Origin of the sequence: Conexibacter sp. S30A1 (assembly GCF_023330665.1) — a bacterium.
In the GTDB taxonomy this organism is placed as follows: Bacteria; Actinomycetota; Thermoleophilia; order Solirubrobacterales; family Solirubrobacteraceae; genus Palsa-465.
This window is the reverse complement of the sequence record NZ_CP097127.1, coordinates 1,399,165-1,413,516: the sequence shown is the minus strand read 5'-3', so window position 1 is coordinate 1,413,516 and position 14,352 is coordinate 1,399,165. Positions and strand designations below refer to the sequence as shown.

Genomic DNA, 14,352 nt, shown 5'->3' with positions numbered 1-14,352 from the left:
GGCGCCCGGCGCCGAGTGCCAGCAGCGCCGAAGGGGATTCATCACATGGCAACTGGAACCGTCAAGTGGTTCAGCGACGATAAGGGCTTTGGCTTCATCACACCGGATGACGGAGGCCGGGACCTGTTCGTGCACTTCAGCGGCATCACCGGTGACGGTTACAAGTCGCTGGCCGAGGGAGCGAAGGTCTCCTACGAGGAGGAGAGCGGACCCAAGGGCCCCAAGGCCGTCAACGTCGTCAAGATCTGAGCGGCCCCGCGTTGGGCGCGGCCTGGGCTGCCGCGCCCAATAAGCGCCTCGGTGCGCGTCCAGCGCACGGTCACGCTGCAACGTTTCGCGCAACTCGAGCCCATGAGAACGTGTTCAATGCGCATATGAAGAGAGCGATCCTCGCGGCGGTGGCAGGAGTGCTGGCCGCCTTCCTTGCCCCTGCCGCGGCCATCGCCGCGGATGTCCCGGTCGGCGTTACGGCCAGTCCACTGGTGTCGCCGACCTGTCCTGCCAACGCGCAGGGGGCGGCATGCGAGATCGTGCTCACCCAGGTGACGGCCTATGAGACGCTGCGTGACGGTGTCGCAAACCCCGACATGATCAAGCGCTCTGGTGTGATCGTGTCGTTTGACCTGGGACTGGCCGGCACCAGCCTGATCACCCCCGCTGTGCTGGCCAGCCTCGATAAGACCTACGGGGGTCCGCCTGAGGTTCAGCTGACCGTGCTGCGCTCGGTCGGCACGCCGACCGCTCCGGCTTTTCGGGTGGCGGCCCAGTCGGCGGTCTTCATGCTCCGTCCTGAGCTGGGCACGGTCGCCGACTTCCCGCTGATCGCTCCGCTGCCCGTCGTGCGGGGCGAGATGCTGGCTGTGACCGTTCCCACCTGGGCGCCGGTCCTCTCCTTCGAGCTGAGCGCTACCCAGTTCGCCTACGCACAGAGTCGCTCGCAGGTGATCAAGGGCGGCGCCTCAAGCTGCGACACCACCGGTGGCGCCAACCTCGCCCAGCTGGCGGTCGGGGCGCTGTCCAGCTACAGCTGCTCCTACCCGGGTACCCGGATCGAGTACTCGGCGCTCGAGATCACGACCCCGCCCGGCTTCATCGGATCGGCGCGTCGCCATCGCGTGCGCGGGCACCTGGATCATCACCACCGGCGTCATCGCCGGTCAGCTCGCCGGCGGCGCGCCCGCCACCATCGCAGCGGCGTCTGAGCCCTGGGAGGCTCAGGCCCCGGTGCCGAGCGCCTGCGAGCCGGCGTCGGTCGGCGCGGGCGTATCGCGCAAGTACCACTCGGCGTCCAGCGCCGCCTGGCAGCCCGAGCCGGCTGCGGTGACCGCCTGCCGGTAGGTGTGGTCCACCAGATCACCGGCGGCGAACACGCCCGGCAGGTTCGTCCGTGTGGAGCGGCCCTGCGTAACCACGTAGCCGCCCGCGTCCAGTTCGACTTGACCGGCGACCAGCTGCGACTGGGGCTCGTGGCCGACCGCCACGAAGGCGCCGGCGATCTCCAGCTCCCGATGCGACCCGTCGACCGTGTTGTGCAAGCGTGCAAGTGCCAGCGAGCCGTCCTCGCCAGGGAGAAACTCGGCGACCTCGAACGGGGTCAGGAGCTCGATGTTCGGTACCTGGCGCGCGCGCTCGAGCATGATGCGCGAGGCGCGAAACTCGTCGCGACGGTGGACGATCGCCACCTTGGAGGCGAACTTGGCAAGGAACACCGCCTCTTCCATGGCCGAATCGCCGCCGCCGACCACGATCGTGGGCACGTCGCGGAAGAAGGCCGCGTCGCAGGTCGCGCAGTAGCTGACACCCCGGCCGGAGAGGAGATCCTCGCCCGGCACTCCGAGCTTGCGGTGCTCGGCACCCATGGCGAGGATCACGGTGCGAGCCAGGTGGACCTCATCGCCGACCAGAACCCGGTGCAGTCCGCCGTCGGTGGACAGCTCGAGACCGGTGACGTCCTCGGTCTCCAGGCGCGCGCCGAAGCGCTCTGCCTGGTCGCGCATCTGCTGCATCAGCTCCGGGCCGATGATGCCCATCGGGAACCCGGGGTAGTTCTCGACGTCGGTGGTCTGCTGCAGCAAACCACCCCAGGCAAAGCCCTCCATGACAAGTGGGTTGAGGTTTGCGCGGGCTGTGTAGAGGGCCGCCGTGTAGCCGGCGGGTCCGCTGCCGACGATGATCACGTCTTCAAGGTTCATATCGCTCACTTCAATAAGTATAGGACGAGGATCTGGACTCCGCCACCCAGCCGCGCACCGTGCGGCGCAGCTGAAAGTATGCAAGCGCGCCCGGCAGCGTCGGTAACCAGAAGGAGAAGGCGCGGTAGGCCAGCACGGCTATCACCGCCGCCTGCACGCTGACGCCGAGCACGGCGAACGCGCCGATCATGCCGCCCTCCACACCCCCGACGCCGCCCGGCAGCGGCAGGACGTTCCCGAGCCAGCCGACGAAGTAGGCCATCACGATCACCGCCGCGGGGGGGTGGTAGCCGAAGGCGTGAAAGCAGGCCCAGAGGGTGGCGATGTCAAAGCCCCACCACGCCAGCGCACCCAGCAGCCCGGGGTTGGCGTTGCGGATCAGCGCCAGCGCGGTGCGCACGCCGGTCGCCATCGCCGACGGCACCGATGCCAGCCGGCGAGCCAGCATGCCCACCAGCCCGGGGCGCTCGGCGCGCGCGGCGACAAGGCGGTCAAAGTCGCGCGGCAGCGCCGAGATGCTGAGGAAGGCGCCGATCACCACGCCACCAAAGGCGGCCGGCACGATCGTGAGCGCGAAGGGGTGAGGGCCCGGCCAGACGCGCAGATAGAGACCAAGCCCGTCGATCACAAGCGCGGCCATGTACACCCCATAGAGCAGCGATAGGAAGGCGACCATGCGCGAGGCAACGAGCTTGCGTTCCATGCCTGAGCGGCGCAGTGCCCAGGCGGTCAGCGCGATCCCGCCGGCGCCCGCGGCCGCGAACAGCCTTGTCGCGGCGAGCCCGGCCATCGTGATCTTGTAGCTGGCGCGCCAGCCGATCCTGCGGCTGCGCTGGAGAAACACCGTGCGAAACAACACCACGTAGCCGCAGAAGGAGAGGAACTCGAGGATGGCCGCGCCGCCGAGCCACCAGCCGTTGCCCTCGTCCAGCCGGTCAAAGCTCGAGCCGTAGCCGACCAGTTTGGGCAGGCCGAGGTAGAGGAACACCGCGATCGTGATGACGAACACGGCCGAGCCCAGGATGCGGCCGCGGGTGAAGATCACCCGCGGCAGCGCTTCGTCGCCCTGGGCGGCGCTGCCCGGCGCTCCGGTGACGCTGCCGGACAGCGGACCGGCAGCGGAAGGCGACGGCTCGTTCGGCGGCCGGTCGCTCATCGAGGCCTGTCAGTCGGCCTCGGCCAGCGCATGCAGCCGCCGCAGCGCGCGAGTCAGGGTATGCACAGCCGGGGTGAGCGGCTCAGCGCTGTGGTTGACCGCTTCGGCGAGCAGGCCACCGGCCAGCACGTCGACCACGTAATGCTCGCCGAGGTAGACCAGGGCAAGGGCGAGCGTGCCGGCGTAGGCACAGCCGACCGTGCCGGCCAGTGGATCCACCTCCCAGAGCAGGCGGGCGGCCATGACCGAGGTCGCGAAGTGCAGCGACGGCATGGCGGCCAGAGGGTTGCCGCCGAGCACCTCGTAGATGTCGTTCCAGCGTCGGCCCCAGAAGCGCTCACCGTACTCGCGCATCATGCGGCGCACCGGCAGGTGCCTTTCGCCGGCGCGGTCGCCGTCGATCTGGCCCGCGATGTGCTCGCCGTTGTGCACCATCCGATGTTCGAGCTCCTGGATGCGCCCGTGCGCGGCAGCCCACCACGGCGGCGCTGTCGGCAGCAGCCAGTAGACGATGGCGCCGAGGTCATAGACCGCATACATGCGTGCGGCGGCCGTTCCCAGCGTACGGGGCCGGCGCAGCCCCACGTAGGCGACCGCCAGGTGCGGAACCACGAACCAGGCCCAGTGCGACCAGATCAGCGTCCGTTCAAAGCGGTTGATCTCGCCGTCGCGCGCGAGCGCCCGCTGCAGGCGCTCGGTCGGAATGCGGCCCAGGCCGAGCGCTCGGTCGATCCTGATCGGGTAATCGATATGCACGCGATCGCGCAGTGCCTGGGGATCGTCGTTGGGCATCTCGTAGGCCGTCAGGTAGGCCCACATCTGCAGAGCGCACACGGCGCCGTCGCGCAGACGGCCCCGCGGGGCCGCGACGCACAGTGCCACCGGTGCCGTAGCCGCCGCCACGAGCACCGGTCCGTTGCGCAGGTCCGCTCGGCGGCGCAGCAACGGCGCCGCGGCGCCCGTTGCCACGAGCGCCCATGCCGCAGATCGGATCGCCCTGGACAGTCGCAAGCCTGGCGAGTATAGAAATCGGGCGTGGCGCCCACGGACCCCCATCCCGGACGGCGCTTGGTCCGTTCTCTGACCGCTGATGCGACCGGACGTTTAGTGCTCGTGTAAGATCCGGCGGGCTGTGAGACGAGTCCGTAACCTTCTAGCCGGCGTCCGTCGCCGCTACGCGGCGTCGGTGGCGCTGTTTTTCCCGCTCGCGGCCGGAATCTTCTTTGCCAGCGCGCAAACGGCCTCGGCTCGCTGCTGCACGCTGAAGACGGGCGCCTCGCCGAACGCCACCGCTATCGCGACGCTCTACGACATCATCCTCGGGCTCGGGGTCAGCGTGTTCCTGATCGTGTTCGGCTTCATCGCCTACTCGGTCTGGAAGTTCCGGGCCTCAAAGCATCCGGTGGCCGCCCAGTTCCATGGCAACACGCGTCTGGAGCTCAGCCTCACGGCGGCCGCGACGATGATCCTCGTTGTGATCGCCGCAGCAACCTTCATCGCGCTGCCGACGATCATCGACCCGCCCAACTCCAATGCCAACGTCGGCTCGGTGCTATCTGCATCGCTGACTGCGCCAGTCCCGCCGAACGGCAAGGAGGTGACGATCTGTGTCATGGGCCGCCAGTACATCTGGCGCTTCACCTACGGGGCCAACTGCAACAAGACCGCCTGGCAGGATCGTCTGCCGTACTCCTATCAGGAGATGGAGGCGCCGGCGGGCGAGGTTGTGAAACTCGTCATCCAGTCCAGCGACGTGATCCACTCATGGTGGATCCCGGCGCTCGGCGGCAAGGTCGATGCGGTCCCCGGATTCACGACCTACACCTGGTTTGAGGCGCTGCACTCGCATGAGCTCTACCACGGCCAGTGCGCACAGCTGTGCGGCAGGGAGCACGCGTTCATGACGGCACTGGTCAACGTCGTCACGCCTGCGCAGTACGAGGCCTGGCTGAGCCAGCAGGGAACCGCGATCCAGTCTCAGAACGATCAGGTCGCGCAGGTCCGCCGCTACCTGGTCAAGCAGGGCATCCTGACTCCCAGCGGCAACTTCTAGTTAGCGAACGACCCTGACAGCGATGAGCACGATTGAATACACCTCACGGCCGGTTCCCCAGATCCTCGTCCACGAGGTGCACAAGCCACGCCACAGCAGGCAGTGGCTCGACTGGGTGACGACGACCGATCACAAGCGGATCGGGATCATGTACATGGTCCTCACCTTCGTGTTCTTCACGCTGGGCGGCGTCGAAGCGCTGCTGATGCGCTCACAGCTGTCGGTCCCGAACAACACGCTGGTCAGCGGTCTGGTTTACAACGAGCTTCTGACCATGCACGGGACGACCATGATCTTCCTGTTCGTGGTGCCGGTGATGGCCGGTTTCGGGAACTACTTCGTGCCGCTGATGATCGGGGCCCGAGACATGGCCTTCCCGCGGCTGAACGCGCTGTCGTTCTGGCTGCTTTTGCTCGGCGGGATCGTCTTCTACGCCTCGATCTTCTGGCACCCGCCGGAAGCGGGCTGGTGGAGCTACCCGCCGCTCTCGAGCAAGCTGTACTCGCCAGGCGGCGGCCAGGACGCCTGGATCTTCCTGATCCACCTCACCGGCCTCTCGTCGTTGGTCGGCGCAGTCAACTTCTACGTGACGATCGTGAACATGCGTGCGCCTGGCATGACCTGGGGGCGTGTGCCGCTGTTCATCTGGTCGATCCTGATCTATGCGGTGCTGCTGATCATCGCGCTGCCGGTCATCGCCGCCGCGGTGACGATGCTGCTGACCGACCGCAACTTCGGCACCAACTGGTTCAACCCGACCGACCATGGCTCGCCGGTGCTGTGGGAGAACCTCTTCTGGTTCTTCGGCCATCCCGAGGTCTACATCATGATCCTGCCGGGCTTCGGCATCATCTCGGAGATCCTGCCGGTGTTCGCGCGCAAGCCGATCTTCGGCTACAAGGCGATCGCGGCCTCAACGATCGTGATCGCCTTCCTCTCGACGCTGGTCTGGGCGCACCACCTCTTCACCGCGCCGATGCCGCTGGTCGTGCTCGGCTTCTTCATGCTGAGCTCCTTCCTGATCGGCATCCCGACCGGCGTCAAGATCTTCAACTGGACGGCGACGCTGTGGCGCGGCTCGCTGGTCATGACCGCGGCGATGATGTGGGCGATCGGCTTCATCGTGCTGTTTTTGATCGGCGGCATCACGGGCATCTTCCTCGCCACCTTCCCGGTCGACTGGCAGCTGAACGACACCTACTTCGTTGTGGCGCACTTCCACTACGTGCTGGTTGGTGGCGCCGTGTTCACGATCATCGCCGGGACGTACTACTGGTACCCGAAGATGACCGGCCGGCTCTGCAACGAGACCCTCGGTAAATGGTCGTTCTGGGTGACGTTCATCGGCTTCAACCTCACCTTCTTCGTGCAGCACGCGCTGGGGCTCTCGGGTATGCCGCGCCGCATCTACACCTACCAGGAGCACATGGGCTGGTCAACGTACAACTTCATCTCGTCCGTTGGCGCCTTCATCATGGCCGCCGGCTTCGTGATGTCGTTCTATAACTTCGCACGCAGCTACAAGACCGGCAAGCTCGCGGGCCCGGACCCGTGGAAGGCCAACACGCTGGAGTGGTTCACCACCTCGCCGCCGCCCGTCAACAACTTCGATGCGGTCCCCCGGATCCGGTCGGTCGAGCCCATGCGCGACATCCGGCTCGAGGTTGAGGCGCAGACGGGGGCACTGCAGAAGACGGGCGGCTCGGAGCAGTTTTCGCGAGTCTGACGGCCCTGACGGCTGCGGCCAGTCCAGGCTGCGCGCCGAAGCCAACTGAGGCGCGGGGGATCGCTGTTGGCCTAACCTGGTATCTGCCTTGAGCACCTCATCATTCAGCGCAACTCAGGCGATCGGGCGTTATTCGCGTGTTCGTCAGGTCGCCTCCGACTACGTCGAGCTGACCAAACCCAAGGTACAGACGCTGCTGCTGTTCACGACGGTGGCGACGATGGAGATCGCCGGCAACCCGAACGTCTCGCGGATCCTGCTGGCGTGCGCTGGGGGATACCTCTCCGCCGGTGGCGCGGGGGCCGTGAACCACTGGTATGACCGTGATATCGACGGCCGCATGGCGCGGACGGCATCGCGGCCGATCCCCGCCGGCAGGGTCAGCCCGCGAGCGGCGCTGATCTACGGTCTCAGCCTCGCGGCCGCCTCGTTCGTGCTGATGTCGCTGACGCTGAACCTGCTGGCCGCGACGCTCGCGCTCGGAGGTTTCGTCGGCTACGTCGGGATCTACACGGTCTGGCTCAAGCGCCGCACCTGGCACAACATCGTGATCGGCGGGGCGGCCGGCGCGATCCCGCCGCTGGTGGGCTGGGCGGCCACACGTGGTTCTCTGTCGTGGACAGCCGTCTACCTCTTCGCGATCGTCTTCTACTGGACGCCACCGCACTTCTGGGCGCTCAGCCTGCTCATGAAGGAGGATTACGCGCGCGTGGGTGTGCCCATGCTCCCGGTCGTGCGCGGCGAGCGCGTGACGCGTCAGCAGATCCTCCTGTACGCGCTGCTGCTCTACGCAATCACGCAGCTGCCGTTCTGTGCCGGTGCCTTCGGCGTCGTGTACCTGGCGGCCTCGGTGCCGCTCGGTCTCGGCTTTGTAGCGCTCGCCGCGTTGCTGCTGCGCCGTCAGGACCGCCGCAGCGCGCTGCGGCTCTACCTCTACTCACTGGCCTACCTGGCGCTGCTCTTCGGCTTCATGGTGGTGGATGTCAAGCTCTGAGCGGCGGGCTGGCGCGCTTCGCGTGCCGACGCGGTAGGATCTGCGCCCATGGACAAGAAGCTCGCTCGCAAGAATCTCCGTGCTGGCCTGATCGCCGGTGCCGTATGCGCGTTCATGTTCGGGCTCACCTTTGCAGTCGCGGCGATCTATCTCCACCCATGAGCGTCACCGAAGGCGATCGGCGGCCCCCGGCCGAGCTGGAGGACGAGCAAGCGGCGCAGGTGACCTACAGCGTCCCGCCCGTGGGCGAGGAGATCCACCTTCCGTCCGGCTCGGTCCTGCCGCTGATCACTGCCATCGGCGTGACCCTCACGCTGATCGGGACGACGATCTGGATCGGGTGGTCGATCCTCGGGCTGATCATCCTCGTGACGGCGGTCGGTCTCTGGATCCGGGATGTGCGCCACGACATCGACGCTCTGCCTGACGAGCCCCACCACCGCCACTGAGTTCAGCCAAAAGCCATGAGACTGATGCAGAAGTACCGGATGCGGACACCCTCCACTGGGCGAGAGGTGATCATCGCCGTCGACCCCGAGAAGGTCTATATCGACCGCGATACGGGAGAGGTGCTCGAGCCTGTGGCTCAGCTCCTCCCGCTGGCGCCAACAGCCTCCGAGCTTCCCTGGGCGATCGAGAACCTGCGGTTCTGCGATCACTGCGATCAGCTTGCGCAGAAGGACCTGGTGGAGTGCCCGTGGTGCGGTCACCGGATGGCCACCCTGATTGACTGAGGCCAGGCACAATGGGCGGCCAGACCCAACGCCGTAATCTCCGCGGCGGCCGGCTAGCTCGGTCGGCGTTGGTGGCGGTGCTGATCTCGGTCTCGGTCGCGGCCTGCGGCGGCAGTGGGACGGGCAGCAACGACTCCGCCGGCGCGCCGCCGCTGACGGTGCCGACCACGAGTGCGGTCAAGCCGTCCACACGCCACAGAGTCTCTGGCACAAGCGCCACGAACCTGACCGGGAGTTCGTCTACAACGCCCGCGGCGAGCGGGGCGCCGGCGACCACGACGCCAGCCGCCGGTGGCACGAGCGGCGGCTCGAGCGCCAGCTCCAGTGGCGTCAGCTCGAACGCCCCCGGCACGGCGGGCGCCGGTCAGGCCGGTCTGACCGCCGGCTCGTCGGGCGCCGGCACCGGCGCGGGCGGCGGGGCTGGCACGGGCGCGGGCGGCGGGGCCGGCACGAGCGCCGGTGGCGGCACCGGTGGGGGTGGTGCAGGGACCGGCGCCGGCACGGGGGCCGGCGCGCCATCAACCGGTGGCGGCGGCGCCAATACGACCAGCGCCCCTCCGACGGCGACCTCGACCACCGGTGGGGGAAGCCTCTAAACCCGCTCGGGTCCTAGCTGCCCGGCTGCCGCGACAGGGCCAATCGGGCCAGAAGGTCCTGAAGCATCCGGGCGGTGGCGCCCCAGATCACCGCGTCGCCGATGACGTAGCTGTCGGCTCTGATCGAGATGGGCCCGCGCCTGAGCGGCGAACGGCTGTGGACGCGCTCGAGCTCGCTGAGCTCGACCTCGAGCACCGACTCCACCTCGGCTGGATTGGCCCGGTACGCGAATGTCGCGGGGATCAGGCCGACGAACGGGTAGACGGCGTGATCTGATACCACCGTCGGGATCGGTTCGAGCGCGCCGAGGATCGCAACCTCGGACGCCGGCAGGCCGATCTCCTCGTACGCCTCCCTCAGTGCCGTAGCGATGAGGCTCGCGTCGCCCGGCTCACGCCGACCGCCTGGGAACGAGATCTCTCCGGCGTGGCGTGGCAGGTTGTGGTGGCGCCGTGTGAGCAGCGTGCTGAGTGTGCCGTCGCGTTCGCGCAGCGCCACCAGCACCGCCGCCTGGTGTGAGGCTGGCAGCTCGATCGCAGCGGCCTGATCGCTGGCGAGCAGCCTGTCGCTCAGCGCCGCGCGGACCGATGCGGCTGGTGTCCGATCCTGCAAGTCAATCGACAAGCGGATTGAACAGCAGGCCGGTTGGTACCTTCGGAAAGAAGTAGGTCGACTTGGGTGGCATGCTCTCACCGCTCATCGCCACGTCCCGGACCCTGGCCACCGGCACCGGCGCCATGAACAGCGCAACGTCGTAGGTGCCGGCCAGAACGAGCTCGGTGGCATGCTGCGCGTCGCGCGCGTAGCCCAGGCCCTCCAGGTGGTCTATCTGGTCGTCTGTCATGGCCAGCGCGCCCTTCAACAGCAGCGCCTCGGTGACAGCTGTGTCCAGCCGACGGTATGGCTCAGCGTGGCCCGCGAGGCTCGTGTCGGCGCTCGCCTGGCTCTTGAGCCGCAGGCGGTAGGGGCGCCGCTCGCGCGTGTCCAGGTAGCCGATGTCAACCGTGTCGTTGGTGTCGGGTGGCAGCTGGTCGAGTTCGTCAAGGGGCGCGACCTCAAAGTCGGCCTCGATCGTGGCGCGCAGGTTGCGCCACTTCTCTTCGGTCAGGTCGCCCAGTAGCCGGTGTGTCGGGAACACGGTCAGGCCGGGATCCTCGATGGCGACCAGGCACATCAGCACGTAGCGATGCGGTCCCTCGCCACCGATCTCATCGGCGTAGGCGCGCGCGGTTTCGTAGCGGTGGTGGCCGTCTGCGATCAGCAGCTCTGAGCCGGCTGTAGCTCTCTGAACGGCCTTGATGGCAAGTTCGTCGTCCACGCGCCAGATGCGGTTGACCGTGCCGTCCGGGTCGATGGTCTGGGCCCACGGTGCCCCTCGCGTACCGCCCTCAAGTGCCGTCCACGTCTGCTGCTCAGGGTCCGAGTACAGCGCGAAGATCGGCGAGAGGTTGGCTCTGGTTGCGCGTGTCAGGCGCAGGCGGTCATCCTTGGGGCCGGGATGCGTGCGCTCGTGGGGTCTGACCTTTCCCGGACCGTAGTCCTCGACTCGCACACGTGCCAGGAAGCCGCGGCGTGTTCTTGTCAGCCCATCCGGTCCCGTGTAATCCTGCTCGATTGGCCAGACTGCCTGCGTCTGGTCTCTGATCACGACACCTTCGGCACGCCACTGGTCAAGCATCGCTGCGGCGTGCGCGTACGGGTCGCTGCCGTCGATGGGCAGCGGCAGGTCGATCTCGACGACGTTGTAAGGCGAGCGCGCGATTAGATCGGCCCGACCCTCCGTATAGATCACGTCGTATGGCGGGGCGACGACGTCCTGCAGCCCTCCGGTTTTCTCCGGGTCGTAGTGGAGTGCACGCAGTGGCTCTACATCTGCCATCGGCTCGCAGGCTAGCGGGATCGGCATCAATCCGCCGACCACTAGACTGTCGTAGGGCATCGGGGCGTGGCGCAGCCTGGTAGCGCGCTCGCTTTGGGAGCGAGAGGTCCCGGGTTCAAATCCCGGCGCCCCGATCGGTTTGGGCGGGCATAATCAGGCGGTGCCCACCCGCCGTCAGCCCGCCAATGTAGGTAGGCGGCGGCAGTCCCGCTCTGAGGTGTTGCAGGAGCAGGACCCAGCGCTCCGACGCCGCCTCCATCGCGCGGTGGCGCTGGGCATCGGCGGTGTACTGGTGCTCGGCTGCGCCGCTCAGCTGGACCGCGGCGTCGCCGCGGCCAGGCTGTCGGTAACTTTGCCCAAGCGAGCCGTCGTGCCCGGTGGTTCGCTCCGGCTGCCATGGCCGAGCGGCGGCTCGGCGGCTGTGGCCGTGGAGGGGGTCGGAAGCCTTGGTGGGGTACGGGCCGATGCCGTGATGCCGCTGGCCAGCGTGACGAAGCTGGTCACCGCGCTGGTCGTGCTGGCGCATCATCCGCTCGCGCCCGGGCAGAGTGGGCCCGCGATCCACTTCACGGCGGCGGATGCCGAGGCCTACCGCACCGATCTCAAGCAGGACCAGTCGGTGCTCGCGGTGACCGCGGGTGAGACGCTCACCGAATTGCAGGCGCTTGAGGCCATGCTGATTCCCTCCGCTGACAATGTCGCGCGTGTGTTGGCACGCTGGACGGCCGGCAGCGAGCCAAGGTTCGTGGTGGAGATGAACCAGGAGGCTGCGAGGCTCGATTTGCGAGGCGTCCACTTCGTTGGGCCATCTGGCCTCAATCCAGGTAGCGTCGGAACGGCCGTGGCGATGGTCCGGCTGGGCGCTGCGGTGATGGCAAACCCCGTTTTGCGTCGCATCGTTGCAATGCCTTCGGTGACCTTGCCGGTGGCTGGCACGGTGACCAACTACGACTCGGTGCTGGGTCAACAGGGGATCGTGGGTGTCAAGACCGGCTCAACCAGTGCGGCTGGCGGCAACTTCGTCTTTGCCGCCATTCGCCGTCGCGGGGGCCGCAGGTTGACGATCATCGGTGCGATCCTGGGCGCTGGCGGCGTCGACCCGTTGCAGACGGCGCTTGACGAAGCAGTCGAGCTCGTCGCTGCGGCCACCGCCGCAGTGCGGCCGGTGGTGGTCCTGCCCGTCGGCAGCACCGTTGTCAGGATACGGGCCGGATGGGCTGCGTCAGTGACCGTCCATACCACCCGTGCCTTGCAGGTCATCGGTCTGCCCGGCCAGCGCCTTTCGCTGCGCGTCGTGCTCTCACGAGCCGGGCGCGTTGGCAGGACACGCGGGTTCAGCGCCGGTGAGCGGTTGGCCAGTGTCATGCTGAGCGATGGCCAGCAGCAGGCTTCGGTTGCGGCGGTGGCCGCGAGGCGCCTCGCGGGGCCCTCGCTGCTCTACCGGCTCACGCGCCTTTAGTGCACGTCAGCGCTCGTGCGATCTGCCGTGCGACCCGGCTTGCATCCTCGCCGGCCTGGACCTTGAGCGCGGCTTCGTCATCGTCGGGAGGCTCCAGGTCGCTGAGCTGCGAGTCGAGCAGCGACGCCGGCATGAAGTGGCCGGCGCGCTGGGCCAGCCGCCGCTCAAGCTCCGCTCTGGGCACATCCAGGTACACGAACAGCACCTGGCGGCGACGGAGTCGGTCGCGGTAGGCGCGCTTGAGCGCGGAGCAGGCGATGACACCATGGCGCTGGTTGGCTATCTCTGCGTCGATCCACCCGGCGATCTGGTCAAGCCATGGCCAGCGGTCGGCGTCGGTGAGCGGCACGCCCCTCGCCATCTTGGCGACGTTGCTGGGTGGATGAAAATCGTCGCCGTCCGCCAGATCCCAGCCGAGCTCCGACGCGAGCGCGCTGGCGACGGTGGACTTGCCCGCGCCGGAGACCCCCATCACGACCGCGACGGCAGCCGGCTCGTCGTTTGCTGCATGCGGCTGCTGGGCCATCGTTACCTCAGCCCAGCAGCCCCTGTGGCGGAAATGCCTCGCGCGCCAGGCTCAGGAACTCTGCGGCGGCTGGCGGTAGACGACGCCCGGACCGCCAGGCCAGGGTGATATCGCGCGTGAGTGGCGGCTCGACCAGGCGCGCGACCGCAATCGGGTCGTTGGTGCCAACACCGATCGCGTGTGACCTCGGCAGGATTGCGACTCCCAGGCCACGCCCGACGAGCCGGCGGATGCGACGAGTTTGGTTGGACTCCAGGAAGATGCGTGGGCTGAAGCCGGCCGTGGCGGCGGCGCCGACCAGTAGCTCGCGCAGCCGCGCGCCCTCGCGGTGGCTGATGAAATCCTCGTGCTCGAGGTCGATCATCCGGATCTCCGTCCGGCCCGCCAGCCGATGGTGTTCGGGCAGGACCACCACCAGCTCCTCGCTGAGAATCTGCTGGAGGGCCAGCCCATGGCTCTCGACCCGCTCTGTGACCGAGAGGAACGCCAGATCGACCGCGTCGATCCGGAGCATCTCGGCCAGGGCGTCGCTGTCGTCTTCGCGGATCGTCAGGTCGACCGCGGGGTGCAGCTGGTGAAAGCTCGCCAGCAGGGTAGTGATGTCGACGGGCCCCATCGTGTTCATAGCCCCGACCTTCACCTGGCCCGTCTGGATACCGCGCACCCGGTCTAGTTCCTGTCGCGCTGCCTCGAGCTCGGTGAGTACCCGTCGCGCGCGCGCCACAAGCAGGTTGCCGGCGTCGGTCACCGCTACGCGTCGTGTGGTTCGCTCAACCAGGGGCACGCCGACCTCCAGCTCGAGCTTCTGGATCTGTTGAGAGAGCGCTGGTTGAGCGATGTGTTCGCGCTCGGCGGCGCGTGTGAAGCTCTGTTCCTCGGCGAGCGCGACGAGATAGCGCAACTGGCGGACCTCCATAGTGCAAGCTTATATGTCTTTGACCGTTCTTGTCTTGGACTTCTGGACGCCCCGGGTGCATCATTCTTAGCGCAGCACCCTCTCCTCCCTCAGAGCGCGCTCCGTTCCGGCCTCATATCC

Annotated in this window: 16 protein-coding genes and 1 tRNA gene; 10 read left to right on the top strand and 7 right to left on the bottom strand. The window is 67.6% G+C overall.

The window, feature by feature from the left end; all coding sequences use genetic code 11:
- Window positions 1–45 precede the first annotated feature (45 nt).
- Complete coding sequence (locus M3M54_RS07085) at window positions 46–249, top strand: cold-shock protein (RefSeq protein ID WP_249021476.1); 204 nt, start codon at window positions 46–48, stop codon at window positions 247–249.
- A 125-nt stretch (window positions 250–374) separates the two neighbouring features.
- Entirely contained in the window at window positions 375–1,202 is an 828-nt protein-coding gene (locus M3M54_RS07080) for a hypothetical protein (RefSeq protein ID WP_249021475.1), read from the top strand.
- Window positions 1,203–1,214: 12 nt separating this feature from the next.
- On the opposite strand, the gene trxB is transcribed toward M3M54_RS07080, so the two are convergent.
- Genes trxB through M3M54_RS07065 form a run of 3 tightly spaced genes read right to left on the bottom strand, consistent with a single transcriptional unit; the run spans window position 1,215 to window position 4,359 of the window.
- Window positions 1,215–2,192, bottom strand: a complete 978-nt coding sequence (trxB, locus tag M3M54_RS07075; RefSeq protein ID WP_249021749.1) for a thioredoxin-disulfide reductase — start codon at window positions 2,190–2,192, stop codon at window positions 1,215–1,217.
- A gap of 10 nt (window positions 2,193–2,202) precedes the next feature.
- Complete coding sequence (locus M3M54_RS07070) at window positions 2,203–3,348, bottom strand: lysylphosphatidylglycerol synthase transmembrane domain-containing protein (protein WP_249021474.1); 1,146 nt, start codon at window positions 3,346–3,348, stop codon at window positions 2,203–2,205.
- A gap of 9 nt (window positions 3,349–3,357) precedes the next feature.
- Window positions 3,358–4,359, bottom strand: a complete 1,002-nt coding sequence (locus M3M54_RS07065; protein WP_249021473.1) for a phosphatase PAP2 family protein — start codon at window positions 4,357–4,359, stop codon at window positions 3,358–3,360.
- 121 nt (window positions 4,360–4,480) lie between these two features.
- On the opposite strand from M3M54_RS07065, the gene coxB reads away from it, so the two are divergent.
- The 6 genes from coxB to M3M54_RS07035 all read left to right on the top strand — a co-directional run bounded on the left by coxB (window position 4,481) and on the right by M3M54_RS07035 (window position 9,451).
- A complete protein-coding gene (coxB, locus tag M3M54_RS07060; RefSeq protein ID WP_249021472.1) occupies window positions 4,481–5,401 on the top strand; it encodes a cytochrome c oxidase subunit II in 921 nt (306 codons plus the stop codon).
- A gap of 22 nt (window positions 5,402–5,423) precedes the next feature.
- Entirely contained in the window at window positions 5,424–7,127 is a 1,704-nt protein-coding gene (gene ctaD / locus M3M54_RS07055; protein WP_249021471.1) for a cytochrome c oxidase subunit I, read from the top strand.
- A gap of 88 nt (window positions 7,128–7,215) precedes the next feature.
- Entirely contained in the window at window positions 7,216–8,121 is a 906-nt protein-coding gene (locus tag M3M54_RS07050; RefSeq protein WP_249021470.1) for a heme o synthase, read from the top strand.
- 158 nt (window positions 8,122–8,279) lie between these two features.
- Window positions 8,280–8,570: a cytochrome c oxidase subunit 3 gene (locus M3M54_RS07045; protein WP_249021469.1), complete on the top strand. Its 291-nt coding sequence runs from the start codon at window positions 8,280–8,282 to the stop codon at window positions 8,568–8,570.
- Between the two features lie 15 nt (window positions 8,571–8,585).
- Window positions 8,586–8,855, top strand: coding sequence for a hypothetical protein (locus M3M54_RS07040; protein WP_249021468.1), 270 nt, complete (start codon window positions 8,586–8,588; stop codon window positions 8,853–8,855).
- A gap of 71 nt (window positions 8,856–8,926) precedes the next feature.
- Window positions 8,927–9,451, top strand: a complete 525-nt coding sequence (locus tag M3M54_RS07035) for a hypothetical protein (protein ID WP_249021467.1) — start codon at window positions 8,927–8,929, stop codon at window positions 9,449–9,451.
- A 13-nt stretch (window positions 9,452–9,464) separates the two neighbouring features.
- Here M3M54_RS07035 and M3M54_RS07030 read toward each other — a convergent pair whose 3' ends face one another.
- Together M3M54_RS07030 and M3M54_RS07025 are read right to left on the bottom strand one after the other, a co-directional pair.
- Window positions 9,465–10,064 carry a CoA pyrophosphatase gene (locus M3M54_RS07030; RefSeq protein ID WP_249021466.1) on the bottom strand — a complete coding sequence of 200 codons (600 nt, stop codon included), beginning with the start codon at window positions 10,062–10,064 and terminating at the stop codon, window positions 9,465–9,467.
- A 1-nt stretch (window position 10,065) separates the two neighbouring features.
- Window positions 10,066–11,331 (bottom strand): DUF1015 domain-containing protein, encoded by a 1,266-nt coding sequence (locus tag M3M54_RS07025; RefSeq protein WP_249021465.1) that lies wholly within the window; start codon window positions 11,329–11,331, stop codon window positions 10,066–10,068.
- 60 nt (window positions 11,332–11,391) lie between these two features.
- On the opposite strand from M3M54_RS07025, the gene M3M54_RS07020 reads away from it, so the two are divergent.
- Window positions 11,392–11,465: transfer RNA gene (locus tag M3M54_RS07020), tRNA-Pro, on the top strand.
- A gap of 26 nt (window positions 11,466–11,491) precedes the next feature.
- Complete coding sequence (locus tag M3M54_RS07015) at window positions 11,492–12,790, top strand: D-alanyl-D-alanine carboxypeptidase family protein (protein ID WP_249021464.1); 1,299 nt, start codon at window positions 11,492–11,494, stop codon at window positions 12,788–12,790.
- Here the strand turns inward: M3M54_RS07015 and M3M54_RS07010 are convergent.
- Window positions 12,777–13,316, bottom strand: coding sequence for a gluconokinase (locus M3M54_RS07010; RefSeq protein WP_249021463.1), 540 nt, complete (start codon window positions 13,314–13,316; stop codon window positions 12,777–12,779). The genes M3M54_RS07015 and M3M54_RS07010 overlap by 14 nt on opposite strands.
- Before the next feature lie 7 nt (window positions 13,317–13,323).
- Window positions 13,324–14,232, bottom strand: a complete 909-nt coding sequence (locus tag M3M54_RS07005) for a LysR family transcriptional regulator (protein WP_249021462.1) — start codon at window positions 14,230–14,232, stop codon at window positions 13,324–13,326.
- Window positions 14,233–14,352: the final 120 nt, after the last annotated feature.

Bases quoted from the DNA above. Each gene is read 5' to 3' on its own strand.
- M3M54_RS07085 (WP_249021476.1), top strand. From the start codon at position 46: ATGGCAACTGGAACCGTCAAGTGGTTCAGCGACGATAAGGGCTTTGGC.
- trxB (WP_249021749.1), bottom strand. From the start codon at position 2,192: ATGAACCTTGAAGACGTGATCATCGTCGGCAGCGGACCCGCCGGCTAC.
- M3M54_RS07010 (WP_249021463.1), bottom strand. From the start codon at position 13,316: ATGGCCCAGCAGCCGCATGCAGCAAACGACGAGCCGGCTGCCGTCGCG.
- ctaD (WP_249021471.1), top strand. From the start codon at position 5,424: ATGAGCACGATTGAATACACCTCACGGCCGGTTCCCCAGATCCTCGTC.
- M3M54_RS07070 (WP_249021474.1), bottom strand. From the start codon at position 3,348: ATGAGCGACCGGCCGCCGAACGAGCCGTCGCCTTCCGCTGCCGGTCCG.
- M3M54_RS07005 (WP_249021462.1), bottom strand. From the start codon at position 14,232: ATGGAGGTCCGCCAGTTGCGCTATCTCGTCGCGCTCGCCGAGGAACAG.
- M3M54_RS07025 (WP_249021465.1), bottom strand. From the start codon at position 11,331: ATGGCAGATGTAGAGCCACTGCGTGCACTCCACTACGACCCGGAGAAA.
- M3M54_RS07080 (WP_249021475.1), top strand. From the start codon at position 375: ATGAAGAGAGCGATCCTCGCGGCGGTGGCAGGAGTGCTGGCCGCCTTC.
- M3M54_RS07040 (WP_249021468.1), top strand. From the start codon at position 8,586: ATGAGACTGATGCAGAAGTACCGGATGCGGACACCCTCCACTGGGCGA.
- M3M54_RS07045 (WP_249021469.1), top strand. From the start codon at position 8,280: ATGAGCGTCACCGAAGGCGATCGGCGGCCCCCGGCCGAGCTGGAGGAC.